A 14,148-nucleotide genomic window follows, 5' to 3' on the forward strand; every position below is an offset into this window, starting at 1 on the left:
TCCGGCGGCCGGTCAGCCGTGCATCGCCGTGCGGTACAGGGCGGCGAGGGCGTCGTCGATGGGGTGGGGCTGCGGTCTGCCGGTGGGGCCGAGCCCGTTCCACCGCTGCATGTTCACGGCGATGGCCATCTGCCGTCCGCCGTCGGCGCGCGTCATGGCCAGGGTCCCGCCGCCCCATACCGTGCCGCCGTGCCCCCAGAAGACGGGCCGGCCGGGGTCGGCCGTCGGGTGCAGGCCGAGGCCGTAGTCGATGACCTTCCCCTCCTGGGAGACGACCGGGACGGTGCGCTGCATCTGCGCCAGCGTCGGCGGGGCGACGATCTCGCCGGCCAGCAGCTTGCCGTAGAAGCGGTTGAGGTCAGCGGTGGTCGATATGAGGGAGGCGGACGGTCCCACCCAGGACATGTCGAAGACGCTGTGGTCGCGCGGTGGGTCGATCATGCCGAACCACGACTCGTACAGCCGGGAGTGCGGTCCGTCGATCCGCGGCGCGGTGGGGAACGAGGTCTCCCGCAGCCCGGCGCGGTGGATGACGTCGTGGGTGATGCGCTGCTCGGCCGTGGTGCCGGTCACCCGTTCCAGGAGTTGCGCGAGGAGCAGGTAGTTGGTGTTGGAGTACAGCCCCGGTGTGCCGCCGGGGGTGCCGACGGCGGGTGCGGTGACTCCCATGGCGATCAGTTCGACGGGGTCGAAGCGTGTGAACCTGTGGTCCTCCAGGCTCCGGGGCGAGGTGTCGGCGAGGGCGGGGAACGCCTTGAGGGACGGGTAGGCGTACGGGAGGTATTCCGCGAGACCGCTCGTGTGGTTGAGCAGCATCCGGACGGTGATCGCGCCGCCGCGTTCCCCGGGGACCAGGTCCGGCAGGTACCGGCCGATCGGCGCGTCGAGACCGATCCGCCCGTTCTCGACCTGCCGCAGGACCGCCGCGGCGGTGAACGTCTTGGTGACGCTCCCCACCCGGTGCCGCATGCCGGCGGCGACGGGCCGGCCGGTCGCGGTATCGGCGACCCCCGCGGCGCCGCGCCACACCCGCTCGCCGTCCCGGACCTCGGCGAACAGGCCCGGCATTCCGGCACGGTGGACATTCTCGATCGCGGCGTCCAGCGCCACGGGATCCAGTGGCTCGGTCATGTCATGGGTCCTTCCGTGCTCCCCGAGGTGGGCTCACCGCCCGGCACATTCGAGCACTCATTATGCACGCAGTGCGTGCAACGACAAGTGCACAGGTAGTCTGCGAGGTGGCGAAGGGAACGGGATGACGGGCAGAAGACGGTGGTCGACGGAGGAGATCCTCGACGCGGCGGCGGAGCTGCTGCGCGCGGGCGACGCGGACTCGTTCAGCGTGCGCAAGCTGGCCGCGGTCCTCGGCACCGATTCCTCGAGCCTCTACCGGCACTTCCGCAACAAGACGGAACTGCTGCGCGCGGTCGCCGACCGGATCCTCCTGGCCGCGATGGACGGCCACCGCCCCGAGGGGGACTGGAAGCAGCGCATCACGTCCCTGGCCCTGCGCGTCAGGGACGCCTTCGGACAGCAGCCCCAGCTCGCCGCGGTCTGGGGACGCCACGCGTCGAGCGGCACCGGCTCCCGGATGGTCATGGAGGAGGCGCTGCAGGCCCTGCGCGCGTCGGGACTGCCCGACGAGGAGATCCCGGACCGCTACCACCGGTTGGTGGTCCTCATCGCCGCGCTGGTCGCCGCCGAGGCCGGGATCAGCACACTCACCGCCGGGGAGTACGAGCAGGGCATGGAGCTGTTCCGCGTCGCCGTGCTCGGCGCCGACCCCGAACGCTTCCCCGCACTCGCCCACTTCGCCCGTGAGGTCCGTCCGCTCGGGGCGGACCGCGGCGCCGCGTTCGAGGACATCCTCGCCGCCCACCTCGCCCACATCGAGGCGGCCGTCCGACAGGAGTGACCGGCCGCCGCCCTCGTATCCTGGATCCCGTGCTGCCGAACGGCGATCCCCGCCGGTGGTGGCGTGAAGCGGCGCTCGCCGCGGCGGCGTTCGTGTTCTGTCTGCTCGGCGGCGTGATTCAGGCCGACGACACGCTGTCGCCGCCCCGGCCCGCCGCCTACGTCATCGCCCTGGTGTCCTGCGCCCTGTTGACCACGCGGCACCGGGCGCCCCTCGCCACCCTGGCGGCCACGACCGCGATCGGCGTGCTGGCCCCGCCCCTGGGCCTCCTCCTCACTCCGCTCATCGTGGCCCCCGCCGTGATCACCGCCTACTCGTACACGCTCACCGCGCCCACCGAACGCCGCGCGGTCGGCGCGGTGTTGCTGGCCTCGGCGGCGCTGGCCGCCGCCGTCCCCCTGTCCGGCGACTTCTCGTGGAAGGACGCCGGCAGGACGGGAGTGGTGGCGGCGACCCCGCTGGTCGCCGGCGTGCTCGGCCACTCCGTACGGAACCGGCGCGCCTACCTGGCCGCCGTCGAGGAGCGCGCCCGCCGAGCGGAGGAGACGCGGGACAGCGAGGCGCGCCGCAGAGTGTCCGAGGAACGGGTGCGCATCGCCCGCGAGCTGCACGACCTCGTGGCCCACCAGATCACCCTGGCCAACGCGCAGGCCACCGTCGCCGCCCACTTCTTCGACACCCGCCCGGAGCAGACCCGCGAGAGCCTCGGCCAGCTCGTCGGGACCACCGCCGACGCTCTCGACGAACTGCGGGCCACGGTCGGCCTGCTGCGCCAGTCCGGGGACGAGGAGACCCCCGCGGGACCGGCGCCCGGACTGTCCCGGCTCCCCGCCCTCCTCGCGTCCTTCCGCAGCGCGGGACTCGACGTGTCGGTGCACCGGGAGGGCGTGGAAAGACCACTGCCGCCGGGCGTGGACCTCACCGCCTACCGCATCGTCCAGGAGGCCCTGACCAACGTGACCAAGCACGCCGGGACCGGCACCGCCCGGGTCCGCCTCGCCTGGAGCGGCGACCACGTGACCGTCACCGTCACCGACGACGGGCGGGGCTCCCGCACCGCGCCGGGCCGCCCGCCCGGTCACGGCCTGATCGGGATGCGCGAACGCGCCGCCGCCGTCGGGGGCCACCTCACCGCCGGCGGCCACCCGGAGGGGTTCCGCGTCTCCGCACAACTGCCCCTCCCGCCTCCCAGGGAGGCGCCATGACGCTCCGGGTCCTCCTCGCGGACGACCAGGCGCTGCTGCGCGGCGCCTTCCGCCTGCTGCTCGACAGCGCCGACGGCATCACCGTCGTCGGCGAGGCCGCCGACGGCGAGGAGGCGGTGGTGCTCGCCCGTGAACTGCGCCCGGACGTGGTGGTCATGGACATCCGCATGCCCGGCGTGGACGGGCTCAGCGCCACAGCGCGGATCTGCGCGGACCCGGAGCTGCGGGCCACCCGCGTCCTGATCCTCACCACCTACGAGACCGACGAGCACGTCGCCCGGGCGCTGCGCGCGGGGGCCGGCGGCTTCATCGGAAAGGGCATCGGGGCCGGTGAACTGGCGGACGCCGTACGGACGATCGCCGCCGGTGACACCCTCCTGTCCCCCGCGGCCACCCGCTCCCTGGTCGCCCGCTTCCTGGCCACCCCGGGCGAGGCGCCGCCGCACCGGCCCGAACAGCTCGCCGCACTCACCCCGCGCGAACGGGAGATGGTGGCCCTCGTCGCGACCGGGCTGTCCAACCAGGAGATCGCCGAACGGATGGTTCTCAGCCCCTTCACCGTCCGCGCCCACGTGCAGCGCGCCATGACGAAGCTGGACGCGCGCGACCGGGCGCAACTCGTCGTCATCGCCTACCGGACGGGCCTGGCCCACGCCGCACCCGACGGCGGCGCGGACCGCCCGTCATAGGCCGTCATCCGACGGCCCGCAGCCGGTGCCGGATGTGCCGGAAGGCGTCGACCAGTGCCGGCGGGCCGATGTCGTCGAGCGCGGTGTCGAAGGTGAGGAGCAGGCCCGCGATGCCGGCCCAGGACCAGCCGCCGATGGTCAGCCGGCACCGGCCGGGGTCGACGGCCTCCACGACGGACCCCCCGGGTGCCCAGCGGGCGACGACGTCGGCGGGCAGCGCGAGGGTGGCCGTACCGACGCACTGCCACTGCCCTGGGGTGTCCCCCCGATCGGGGTTCCGGACGACGAGGCGGGTGACGTCGTCGTGAGTGAGCGGCCGGGGCGTGAAGGCGGCCCCGGCAGGGGTGCGCGGCCGGATGCGGTCGACCCGGTAGGTGCGCCACGTGCGGTGGGCACGGTCGCGCGCGATGAGGTACCAGCGCCCGGCCCAGACGACGAGGTGGTGCGGCTCGGCCTCCACGGGAGGCCGGAATCCCGGCTCGCCCGGCTCAGGGACATGGCGGCCGGGTGTCGCGTAGTCGAAGCGCAGGACATGGCGGTTGCGGATGGCCGACCCGACGGTCCGCAGGGTTGCCACGTCGATCGGTGGGGCGGAGAAATCCCAGTAGTTGCGCAGGCTCGTGACGTCGAGCGCCTCACTGGTGGCCCGCAGGCGGGCGGGCATGATCCGGCGGAGAGTGGTCAGCGCGCGGGTGACGGCGTCGTCGATACCGGTGACGGCCATGGGCGCGGTCTGCAGCGCGAGGGCGACGGCGACGGCCTGGTCGTCGTCGAGGACCAGGGGCGGCAGCTTCCCGCCCGCCCCGAGCCGGTACCCGCCGCCGGGACCCTTGACCGCGTCGACGGGGTAGCCGAGTTCGCGCAGGGTGCCGATGTCACGGCGCAGCGTCCGCGACGATACGCCGAGTCGTCCGGCGAGTTCGGCCCCGGACCATTCGACGCGCGCTTCGAGCAGGGACAGCAGACGCAGGATCCGCGCGGACGTGTCAGCCACGGCAGGCAGTGTGTCACCGATGGCGGTCACTCGGTGGCCGCCACCGGTGACACGGTGCGGACATGGCTCATCCCTCCCCTACTTCCGCGCAGACGGCGCCGGTTGCCGGCCACCGGGCGTCCCTCGCGCTGCTCGTCATACTGTTCGCCTCGTTCATGGACCTGCTCGACGTCACGATCGTCACCGTCGCCGCCCCCGACATCGCCGCCGACCTCGACGCCTCCGAGGCGGAGCTGCAGTGGATGCTCGCGGCCTACACCCTCGCGCTCGGGTCGGGACTGATCACGGGCGGGCGACTCGGCGACGACCACGGACGCCGCAGGGTCTTCCTCGTGTCCCTCGCCTGCTTCGCCGTCGCGTCCGCCGCCTGCGCCCTGGCCCCCTCGGCGTGGGTCCTGATCGCGGTCCGGGCGGTCCAGGGCCTGGCCGGCGGGTTCATGGTCCCGCAGGTCTTCGGGATCATCCGGTCGTCGTTCGAACCGACTGCGATGGCCGGGGCCTTCGGGGCGTACGGGGCCGTCCAGGGGCTCGCGTCGGTCGCCGGGCCGCTGGTGGGCGGAGCGCTCGTCGAGGCGGACCTGTGGGGCCTGGGGTGGCGCGCGATCTTCTGGATCAACATCCCCGTCGCCGTCCTCGCCCTCGCGCTGGGTGCCCGCGTGCTTCCCGAGTCGGTCGCGCCGGTCCGCGCCCGCCCGGACGTGGCCGGGGCCGTGCTGGTCGCGGTCGCGGTGCTCCTGGTGCTGCTTCCGCTGGTCCAGGGCCGCGACTGGGGCTGGCCCGCGTACGGGTGGGCCGTCCTCGCGGCCGGGCTGCTGCTCCTCGCGGTGTTCCTCGCCCACCAGCGTGCCCTGGCCCGGCGGGGCGGCCGGCCCGTGCTGGAGCCGACGCTGCTGAGGATCCGGCCGTTCACCGCGGGGCTGGTCGCGTCGGTGCTGTTCTTCGGCGGCCTCGGCTCGTTCTTCCTGGTCCTGTCGATCTACCTGCAGGCCGGCACCGGCCGCTCCGCGTGGGAGACCGGCCTGGTGATCCTGCCGTATGCGATCGGATCGATGATCACCTCCGGCGCCGGTGTCGCCCTCGCCGCGCGCGCCGGCCGCGCCCTCGTCATCACCGGCGCCCTGACCCTGGCCGCCTCCCAGGGGTTGCTGTGGTGGCTGGTCCGCGACAGCGCCACGGCTCCGGGCCACTGGCCCCTGTCCGGCGTCATGTTCCTCGGCGGCCTCGGCCTGGGACTGGGCGCGCCGATCCTGGTCAACGTCGTCCTGGCCGGTGTGCCCGGCCGCCACGCCGGAGCCGCCGGCGGGGTCCTGTCGACGGTGAACCAGATCGGCGGTGCCGCCGGGGTCGCCGTTTTCGGCACCGTCTTTTTCAACGCACTCGCCCCGGCGGCCGGGCCGCAGGAGTTCGGCCAGGCCCTCGCCCAGGTGATGCCCTGGCAGGTCATGACGTACGTCCTGGCCGCCGCCGCGATGCTCGCCCTGCCCAGGACCGCGGCCGCTCACCGGCGGTGACGGCCGGCCGCCGTTCCCGCGCTCAGTACGGCCCGGGCAGCACGAGGGCCGAGTGGGCCGGTCGTGCCACCGGGGCCGGCACGGTGACGAGCTGCCGCAGCCGCGCGTCGCGTCGCTCCAGAGCCCGCGCCGTCGTGGGGAAGAGCGTGGCCCCGCCGTCGGCGACCAGTGCCTGGTTCATGGTGACGAACGCGCGGAGGCCGCGTTCGTACGAGGCGAACGCCGCCGTGTGGTCCCGGTTCCGGGCCAGGGCGTCGGCGAGCACGTAGGCACCGGCCAGCGCGAGGCTCGTTCCCTGCCCGGTGAGGAACGAGGGCGCGTACGCGGCGTCGCCGACGAGCGCGACACGGCCGCCGGACCAGCGGGGCATGCGGATCTGGCCGGCCGTGTCGAGGAACAGGTCGTCCGCGGAGCGCATGGCGTCGACCATCGCGGGGACCTCCCATCCCGCGCCCGCGAAGGCCGCGGCGAGCAGGTCCCGCCGGCCGTCGGGGTCCTCCGGGGCACGGCCCGGCGGTTCCGGTCGGTGGAAGGCCAGGAAGGCGTGGAGCGTGTCGCTCTCCCCGACGGCGTAGAGGGCCGCGGCTCTCCCCGGGGCGTTCCACATCGTGACCTCGCGGGACAGCCCGAGGGTGTTCGGCATGGTGAAGACGCCGAAGCGGTACCCGAGATGGCGGTGGAACGGCTCCTCCGGGCCGAACAGCAACTCCCGGGTGTGCGAGTGCATGCCGTCGGCGCCGATCACCAGGTCGAACGTGCGCCGCCGCCCGCTGCGGAACGTGACGTCGACTCCCCGCGCGGACTGGGCGAGCGTGCCGATGGAATCGCCGAACAGGAACTCCACGTCGTCGCGGACCAGCGTGTGGAGGATCCCGGCCAGATCTCCCCGGCGCACCTCCAGGTCGCGTCCCTCCACGCCGCCCGCGACGGCGCTCGGGGCGAGCGAGGCCACCTCACCGCCGTCCGCGTCGAGGAAGGTGCAGCGCCGCGAGTCGATGTGCGCGTCCTGCAACCGCGGCAGTATCCCCATCCGCCGGACGACCTCGACCGCACTGCCGCGGACGTCGATCGGGTAACCGCCGTGGCGCGGCGCGTCCGCCGTCTCCACCACCGTGACCGCGCATCCGGACCGGTGCAGCCAATACGCCAGCGCCGGACCGGAGATGCCGGCCCCCGAGATCAGCACCTCGCGCCTCACGCCCGGACCCCCTTCCCCACGCAGCGGACGACGAGCAGGGGCAGCGCGGCGACGAGCCCGGCGACCACGAACCCCGTGACGAAAGCCGATTCGGGCGGCGGGCCGGCCCCGGCGTCGAGGATCGCGCCGGCGATCTGGGCGCCCAGCGCGACGCCGATCACGCGGGTCACCACGAGCAGGCTCGTCGCGATGCCGGTGTCCCCGGCCTCGACGGCGGTGGCCGTGCCGGCGAGCAGCGCCGTGGTGGCGACGCCCGCGGCGAGGGCGGTCAGCACCTTCGCGAGGACGAGTTGCCACTCCGCGGTGTGCAGCGACGCCAGGGCGAGCAACGTGACGGCCGTGCCGACGGCGCCCGCCGCGACCACGGCACGCGGACCGAGACGCCGCGCCGCGATGCCGCCGACCGAGTCGCTCACCGCCCCGGCGACGGCACCGGGCAGCAGGAACAGGCCGATGTCGGTGGTGCCGGCGCCGAAGCCGTACCCGTCGCCCGGCACCGCGAACAACTGGGGGAGGAGGAAGAGCACCATCCCGGAGCCGGCGGTGATGAGGAAGGTGAGCAGGCACGCGGTCCACATCACGGGCCTCGCCAGCATCCGCAGGTCGACCATCGGCGAGGCCGCCCGGCGTTCGACGGCGACCCACCCGGCCGCGAGCGCGACGACGAGCACCGCGAGGGCGCCGACCGCGAGGGGCGGCGCACCGCCGTCGCCCGTCACCGTGACGAGCCCGAGCATGAACGCGAGCAGGGTGCCGCTCAGCAGCACCGTGCCGCGCCAGTCGATCCCGCCGTCCCGGCGTACCGGCGGATCGTGCGGAACGAGCCGGGCCACGGCCGCCGTCGCCGCGATGATCACGACGGTCGGCAGCGCGAACATCCACTGCCAGGACAGACCCTCCGCGACCGGCCCGGCGAACAGCACGCCCACCATGCCGCCGCCCGTGAACAGCGCGACGACCAGCCCGATCGCCGCCTGGGACTCCCCCGCCGCGAGGTGCTTGCGCACCAGGATGAAAGAGAGAGGCAGCGCGCCCACCATGACGCCCTGCAGGACCTGGCCGAGCAGCAGCACCGGAAGGTTCGGCGCGAGACCGGCCGTCAGGCCACCCGCCGACACCACCGCCATCAGCCGGACCAGCACCCGCTTCCCGCCGTGCCGGTCGCCGAGTTTGCCCGCGACCGGGGCGACGACCGCACCGGTGACGAGCAACACGTTGCCGATCAGCGCACCTTCGCCGGGACTGACGCCCAACTCGTCCTGCAGCAGCGGGAGCGCGGGCTCCACCACCGACTGCAGGGCGCCGAGGGCGAGCGCCAGGACCCCGAGGGCGACGATCGCCGGCCACCCCATGCGCGGCGGGGACACGGACGTCCTCGCGACTCGACGCCGCCGGTCGTGGGACGGCCGGCCGTCCGTCCCGGTCATGAGCTTCGTCACCTGCTGATCACTCCAGACACCACTGGACAAGAGGGGAAACGCGGGATTTCCGCGCGCTTCCCACACTCCTCCGCGGCGCCCCGGCGGACATCGCCCTCTGCGACCGTCCTGCCCTGGTGCACCCGCACCACCTGCTCACCGTTCCTGGTGCCTGCGCACTACGGGCCGTTCTGAACCGGACCCCGAACGGCTCGCCGGCCGCCCCGGCTTCACCGCAGGGTGAGCGGGAACTCGGCTCCGACACGGGACAGTTTCTCCGGGTTGCGGACGTAGTAGATGCCCGTGATGCGGCCGTCCTCGACCCGGAACGCGATGACGCCGTCGATCTCGCCGTCCAGGTGCACGAGGAGCGCCGGGCTGCCGTTGATCGACGTGAGTTCGCTGGTGAGCCTGCTCCCGACCTTGCCGGTGCCGCCGACGATGAAGCGGCCCACCTTCCCGGAGCCGACGACCGGCCGCACCGCGGCCTGCCTGATGCCGCCGCCGTCCCCCATGAAGACGACATCGGGGGCGAGCACGTCGAGGAGTCCTTGCAGGTCGCCCGTCCGATACGCGCGCTGGAACGACACGAGCACGGCCCGGGTCGCGCTCGGCGAGACCGCCTGGCGGGGGCGGCGGGCGTCGACGTGCCGGCGGGCACGGTGCGCGATCTGGCGGACGGCCGCGGGGCTCTTGTCCACGGCGGCGGCGATCTCGTCGTAGCCGACGTCGAAGACCTCGCGCAGCACGAACACGGCGCGCTCCGTCGGGGACAGCGTCTCCAGGACGAGCAGCATCGCCATCGACACGCTCTCGGCCAGCTCGACGTCCTCGGCGACGTCCGGCGCGGTGAGCATCGGCTCGGGCAGCCAGGGGCCGACGTACGCCTCCTTGCGGCGCTGCATGGTGCGCAGCCGGTTGAGGGACTGCCGGGTCGTGATCCGGACGAGGTAGGCGCGCCGGTCGAGCACCTGCTCCAGGTCGACCCCGACCCACCGCAGCCAGGTCTCCTGGAGGACGTCCTCCGCGTCGGCCGCCGATCCGAGCACTTCGTAGGCGACGGTGAAGAGGAGGTTGCGGTGGGCGACGAAGTCCTCGGTCGCCGGGTCGGCGGCGCGGTCGCTCATGGCTCCAGCCTTGTCGTTCGAACGTGCTTGCACAACGGAGTCCTTCTCATGGAACGACCGCGAGTCCCCGGTCAGGCGGCCCGTCGGACGGTGGCCGGGGCCTCCCCGCGTCCGGCCGCGAGGGCCTTCCGGCGCCGGGCTCCGCCCTTCACGCGGTGCAGGTTGTACCCGCCGGGCTTGTGGGCCTCCTCGGACAGGTGCTCCACGATGCCCTTGCACACGGCCTCCTTCATCCGCGCGCCGAGGCGGCCGGCGATGTGGAACCACACCGCGACGTCGGACCGGTTGGCGAACTGGAAGACGCCGGTGTGCCGGCCCAGGCTGATGCACTGCGCCCCGAACGACTGGTTGAGCGTCCCGGGCCGCTCACCCGCGATCAGGCTCAGCACCGTGTCGGCGGCGCGCGCGCCCAGCGGCATCGCGGTCTGGCAGCTCATCCGCAGCGCCAGGCCCGACGGCGCCGCCGAGTCCCCGGCGGCGACGATGCGTCCGTCGTCCACGCTCGTCAGCGTCTCGTCCGTGAGCAGCCGGCCCAGGGCGTCGGTGCTCAGCCCGCTGCGCGCGGCCAGGTCCGGCACGGCGAAGCCCGCGGTCCAGACGGTCACCCGGCTCGGCAGCTCGCGGCCGTCGGCGAGCCGCACGGCTTCGCGGGTCACCGACGTCACCGTGGTGCCTTCGCCGTCCAGCACGGTCACCCCGAGTTCCGCGAGCCGTCCGGTCACCGCGCGCCGGCCCCGGGCGTGGAGGTACGGGCCGAGCACGCCGCCGCAGACCAGCGTGACGCGGCGGCCCTGCTCGGCCAGTTCGGCGGCGGTCTCGATGCCGGAGGGGCCGGCCCCCACCACCGTCACCGCGGCCGTCATGGGCTCCGCGTCGAGGACCGGCCGCAGCCGCTCCACCTCCTCCAGGGTGGCGATGGGGTGGGCGAACTCGCCCGCTCCCGGCACGCGCGGGTCGGCGCTCCCGCTGCCCACCGCGTAGACCAGGTAGTCGTAGGCCACCGTGCCGCCCGATGCCATCGTCACGCCACGGCCGGGCGCGTCGATCCGCGTCACCGCGTCGACCACGAGCCGGACGCGCTCGGCCAGGACCTCCCGGTAGTCCACGACCGCGCCGGCGGTGCCGCCGACCAGTTGGTGCAGACGGACGCGATGGACGAAGGCCGGGCGCGGGTTGATCAGGGTCACGGTCACGTCGTCGCGCCGCGTCAGCCGATTCGCCGCCATGACGCCGGCGTACCCGCCGCCGATCACGACCACATGGGTGTTCTCCGTCATGATGTCTCCCTCGTTCCGAGCGGTTCGTGCACAGGACACCGCTCGATCGGGCCGTGTGACGGAGTGTGAGCCGGATCACTCCACGGTGATCCGTGCCAGGGCGTCGGTGATCACCGGGTGGATCCGGCCGGGGGCGACGGTGGTGACGGTGTACCGCGCGACGCCACTCGTGACGAACGGGTCATCGGCGACGATCCGCTCGATCGCGTCGCGGTCGACACCGTGCGCGATGATCGCCCCGCCCTCCGAGGTGGGGACGGCCTGGCCGGAGACGAGGAAGGTCCCGGCGGCGTGGTGACGCTCGAGGTAGGCGACATGACCGGCGACGTGCGGGGCGGCATCGTCCTCGGTCCCGGTGTAGCGGAGTCGGAGCAGATGGAGCACGGCGCCCTCCGTCGCATGCTGAACGGGGTCGGCCTCGACAGGCTCATGGCACCGACTGCCGCACTGAACCGAAACCCCTGCTTCGACGCCGCAACCTAGCGGCCCCGACCTACGACGGCAACGCTCGACTCCCACGCGCCGAGATCCGTGAACGACACACGGCCGGAGGGCGACCGTGCACGAAGTCGTCAGGCGTCGGCGAGGAGGGGGTCGTACGGCGTGTTCGTGCGGCGGCCCGACATGAAGGAGAGGAAGTCGCCCACGAAGGCACTGCGGCCGTAGGTGCCGTCGGTGATGGTGAGGTCGCGGTGGAAGGCGGTGCGGAAGAGTGCCCGGTACTCGTCCGCGTCGATGGCCCCGTTGCCGTCCTTGTCGGTGGCGTCGAAGAGGACCTCGGCGACGCGGATGAGCGCGGGGCCGGCGAGGGAGGGGACGGCGGCGGCGTACTCCCCGGCGCTGACACGGCCGTCGCCGTCCGTGTCGAGGGCGGCCTGGAGTTCGCGCCACCAGGCGGCGAAGGCGTCGTAGAGCCGGGTCTCCTCCGGTTCGTCCAGGTCGAGGCGGGTGGCCAGTTCGCGTGCCATGGCGGCGAGGTCGGGCCAGTCGAGGTGGCCGTCGCCGGTCTGGTCCAGCACCTGGCGGAAGAACTCCTCCGCCATGCGACGGCCCTCCCCCGGGGCGGCCGGGGCGGTGCCGTCGCCGGTGTCACCACGCAGCGGCGTGAGGAGGCGGAGCAGGGCCGACGCCTGCTTCATGCGGGCGTGCAGCGCGGTCACCGTCCGGGCGCGGGGGTCGTCGCTCCCGGGCGAGAGGGAGAGGGTCTCGATGATGGTCCCGGCGTTGATCCAGCCCGCGGGCAGGAAACGGGTGAGCCCGGCGGCGAGATACGCGCCCTGCATGGCGGTCGGGGCGCCCGGCATCTCGGGCAGTCCTGCCCTGCGCCGGTAGGGCTCGGGGAGCGAGGCGACGGTGATCGCGCCGATGAGCGGGCTGACGACGGCCCGGCCGGCGGCCCACAGTGTCGGCGCGCCGGCGAGCAGCGCCGGGGCCGGCAGGTGGTCGAAGAGCCGGTAGAGGATGACGCGGGCCGCCTCGGTGTTCTCCAGCACGTTCTCGACGACCCCGTCGAAGTACGGCCAGAAGTCGTGCAGGTCCGCCGGGAGTTCCCCGGCGTCGCCGTCGAGCGCGGCGAGGAACGCGCGGTACTCGGCGTACATGCGCTCCATGGTGACCCGGTCGAGCGGCTGGCCGCTCAGCCGGCACATGGTGACGGCGCTCTCGAAGAGGGTGGCGATCACCCAGGCGCGGGCCGCGCGGTCCATGGCGTCGTAGGCGCGGCCACGGGAGTCGGAGCCGCTCATGCGGGCGTGCAGCCTGTTGAGCCGGGCGGCCTCCCGCTCGCGTACCGCCGGGTCGGCGTCGAACATGCGCCGCATGCTGAGGAAGGTGTTGCGCAGCCGGCGCCAGGGGTGGGCGACGAAGGTGGAGTTGTCGACGAGGGCAGCGCCGATCTGCGGGTGGGCGGCCTCCAGCACGGTGGCGCGGATCATGGCCAGCGCCCAGCGCGGGTCGTCGAAGAAGGCACTGAACTGCGATTCCGCCCCGAACAGGGGCGCATCGTCGGCCGGGCCCGTGGTTCCGGTGGTCATGACGGGTCTCCGTTCGTCCGGGCCGGCACGCCGCCGAAGCGGCGGTCACGGCGCCGGTAGGTGTGCAGGCAGGCGAGGAAGTCGGGGGCGCGGAAGTCCGGCCAGAGCGCCTCGGGGAAGACCCACTCGGCGTAGGCGACCTGCCAGAGCATGAAGTTGGAGATGCGCTGCTCGCCGGAGGTGCGGATGACGAGATCCACGTCGGGGGTGTCGGGGAAGGGCAGGTGGTCGGCGAAGAGCCGTTCGGTCACCTCGTCGGCGGGTGTCCCGGCGCGGATCAGCGACCTGGCGGCCTCGACGATGTCCCGGCGTCCGCCGTGGTCGAAGGCGACGGTCAGCGTCATTCCCCGGTTGCCGGCGGTCAGCGTCGTCAGATCGTCGAGGTCCCGCGCCAGTTCGCGGGGGATGCGGGGATCCGCGGCTCCGAGGAAACGGCAGCGGATGCCGCGGGCGAGCAGCAGTGGCGCGTGCTTGCGCACGACCCGGCTGGCCAGGCGCATCAGGTAGTCGACCTCGGTGCCGGAACGGTTCCAGTTCTCGGTGGAGAAGGCGTAGAGGCTGAGCCACTCGACGCCGGCCGCGCGGGCCGCCTCGATGATGTCGATGACGGTGGCCTCCGCGGCCCGGTGGCCCGCTGTCCGGGGAAGGGAACGCCGCTGTGCCCAGCGGCCGTTGCCGTCCATCACGCAGGCCACGTGCCGCGGCACCGCACGCGCCGGCCGGTCTTCCGTGGCCGCGCGTGCACGCTGGACGCCGCGCTCCGTCACACCCACCCCGCATC

The 14,148-nt window shown here is 73.7% G+C and carries 13 protein-coding genes; 4 read left to right on the forward strand and 9 right to left on the reverse strand.

Annotated elements, in window-relative coordinates; translation table 11 throughout:
* Positions 1-12: 12 nt before the first annotated feature.
* Positions 13-1,131: a serine hydrolase domain-containing protein gene (locus EMA09_RS12260; protein ID WP_129841093.1), complete on the reverse strand. Its 1,119-nt coding sequence runs from the start codon at positions 1,129-1,131 to the stop codon at positions 13-15.
* Positions 1,132-1,255: 124 nt separating this feature from the next.
* Between EMA09_RS12260 and EMA09_RS12265 the strand changes: the two genes are divergently transcribed.
* Genes EMA09_RS12265 through EMA09_RS12275 form a run of 3 tightly spaced genes read left to right on the forward strand, consistent with a single transcriptional unit; the run spans position 1,256 to position 3,809 of the window.
* A complete protein-coding gene (locus EMA09_RS12265; RefSeq protein WP_129841094.1) occupies positions 1,256-1,915 on the forward strand; it encodes a TetR/AcrR family transcriptional regulator in 660 nt (219 codons plus the stop codon).
* A gap of 29 nt (positions 1,916-1,944) precedes the next feature.
* Positions 1,945-3,120 carry a sensor histidine kinase gene (locus tag EMA09_RS12270; RefSeq protein ID WP_240796362.1) on the forward strand — a complete coding sequence of 392 codons (1,176 nt, stop codon included), beginning with the start codon at positions 1,945-1,947 and terminating at the stop codon, positions 3,118-3,120.
* Positions 3,117-3,809, forward strand: coding sequence for a response regulator transcription factor (locus EMA09_RS12275; RefSeq protein WP_129841095.1), 693 nt, complete (start codon positions 3,117-3,119; stop codon positions 3,807-3,809). Before EMA09_RS12270 ends, EMA09_RS12275 begins: the two co-directional genes overlap by 4 nt.
* Before the next feature lie 4 nt (positions 3,810-3,813).
* On the opposite strand, the gene EMA09_RS12280 is transcribed toward EMA09_RS12275, so the two are convergent.
* Positions 3,814-4,803, reverse strand: coding sequence for a WYL domain-containing protein (locus tag EMA09_RS12280; protein WP_129841096.1), 990 nt, complete (start codon positions 4,801-4,803; stop codon positions 3,814-3,816).
* A 62-nt stretch (positions 4,804-4,865) separates the two neighbouring features.
* Here EMA09_RS12280 and EMA09_RS12285 point away from each other — a divergent pair, with 62 nt between their 5' ends.
* Positions 4,866-6,314: an MFS transporter gene (locus tag EMA09_RS12285; protein ID WP_129841097.1), complete on the forward strand. Its 1,449-nt coding sequence runs from the start codon at positions 4,866-4,868 to the stop codon at positions 6,312-6,314.
* A 22-nt stretch (positions 6,315-6,336) separates the two neighbouring features.
* Here the strand turns inward: EMA09_RS12285 and EMA09_RS12290 are convergent, their stop codons facing one another.
* The 7 genes from EMA09_RS12290 to uppS form a co-directional block, all read right to left on the reverse strand.
* Positions 6,337-7,512, reverse strand: coding sequence for an FAD-dependent monooxygenase (locus tag EMA09_RS12290; protein ID WP_240796363.1), 1,176 nt, complete (start codon positions 7,510-7,512; stop codon positions 6,337-6,339).
* Entirely contained in the window at positions 7,509-8,864 is a 1,356-nt protein-coding gene (locus tag EMA09_RS12295; RefSeq protein WP_240796658.1) for an MFS transporter, read from the reverse strand. Before EMA09_RS12295 ends, EMA09_RS12290 begins: the two co-directional genes overlap by 4 nt.
* A gap of 296 nt (positions 8,865-9,160) precedes the next feature.
* Entirely contained in the window at positions 9,161-10,057 is an 897-nt protein-coding gene (locus tag EMA09_RS12300; protein WP_129841098.1) for an RNA polymerase sigma-70 factor, read from the reverse strand.
* 71 nt (positions 10,058-10,128) lie between these two features.
* Positions 10,129-11,334: an FAD-dependent oxidoreductase gene (locus tag EMA09_RS12305; RefSeq protein ID WP_129841099.1), complete on the reverse strand. Its 1,206-nt coding sequence runs from the start codon at positions 11,332-11,334 to the stop codon at positions 10,129-10,131.
* A 75-nt stretch (positions 11,335-11,409) separates the two neighbouring features.
* Positions 11,410-11,718, reverse strand: a complete 309-nt coding sequence (locus tag EMA09_RS12310) for a YciI family protein (RefSeq protein WP_129841100.1) — start codon at positions 11,716-11,718, stop codon at positions 11,410-11,412.
* Between the two features lie 188 nt (positions 11,719-11,906).
* Entirely contained in the window at positions 11,907-13,367 is a 1,461-nt protein-coding gene (locus tag EMA09_RS12315) for an oxygenase MpaB family protein (RefSeq protein WP_129841101.1), read from the reverse strand.
* Positions 13,364-14,062, reverse strand: coding sequence for a polyprenyl diphosphate synthase (uppS, locus tag EMA09_RS12320; protein ID WP_276324180.1), 699 nt, complete (start codon positions 14,060-14,062; stop codon positions 13,364-13,366). The genes EMA09_RS12315 and uppS overlap by 4 nt, the downstream gene beginning before the upstream one ends.
* Positions 14,063-14,148: the final 86 nt, after the last annotated feature.

The sequence above is a fragment of the Streptomyces sp. RFCAC02 genome (genome assembly GCF_004193175.1).
In the GTDB taxonomy this organism is placed as follows: Bacteria; Actinomycetota; Actinomycetes; order Streptomycetales; family Streptomycetaceae; genus Streptomyces.

What these genes read in the sequence shown, in the direction of transcription:
- EMA09_RS12260 (WP_129841093.1), bottom strand. Translation starts at nt 1,131, where the DNA reads ATGACCGAGCCACTGGATCCCGTGGCGCTGGACGCCGCGATCGAGAAT.
- EMA09_RS12265 (WP_129841094.1), top strand. Translation starts at nt 1,256, where the DNA reads ATGACGGGCAGAAGACGGTGGTCGACGGAGGAGATCCTCGACGCGGCG.
- EMA09_RS12275 (WP_129841095.1), top strand. Translation starts at nt 3,117, where the DNA reads ATGACGCTCCGGGTCCTCCTCGCGGACGACCAGGCGCTGCTGCGCGGC.
- EMA09_RS12285 (WP_129841097.1), top strand. Translation starts at nt 4,866, where the DNA reads ATGGCTCATCCCTCCCCTACTTCCGCGCAGACGGCGCCGGTTGCCGGC.
- EMA09_RS12295 (WP_240796658.1), bottom strand. Translation starts at nt 8,864, where the DNA reads ATGGGGTGGCCGGCGATCGTCGCCCTCGGGGTCCTGGCGCTCGCCCTC.
- EMA09_RS12300 (WP_129841098.1), bottom strand. Translation starts at nt 10,057, where the DNA reads ATGAGCGACCGCGCCGCCGACCCGGCGACCGAGGACTTCGTCGCCCAC.
- EMA09_RS12305 (WP_129841099.1), bottom strand. Translation starts at nt 11,334, where the DNA reads ATGACGGAGAACACCCATGTGGTCGTGATCGGCGGCGGGTACGCCGGC.
- EMA09_RS12315 (WP_129841101.1), bottom strand. Translation starts at nt 13,367, where the DNA reads ATGACCACCGGAACCACGGGCCCGGCCGACGATGCGCCCCTGTTCGGG.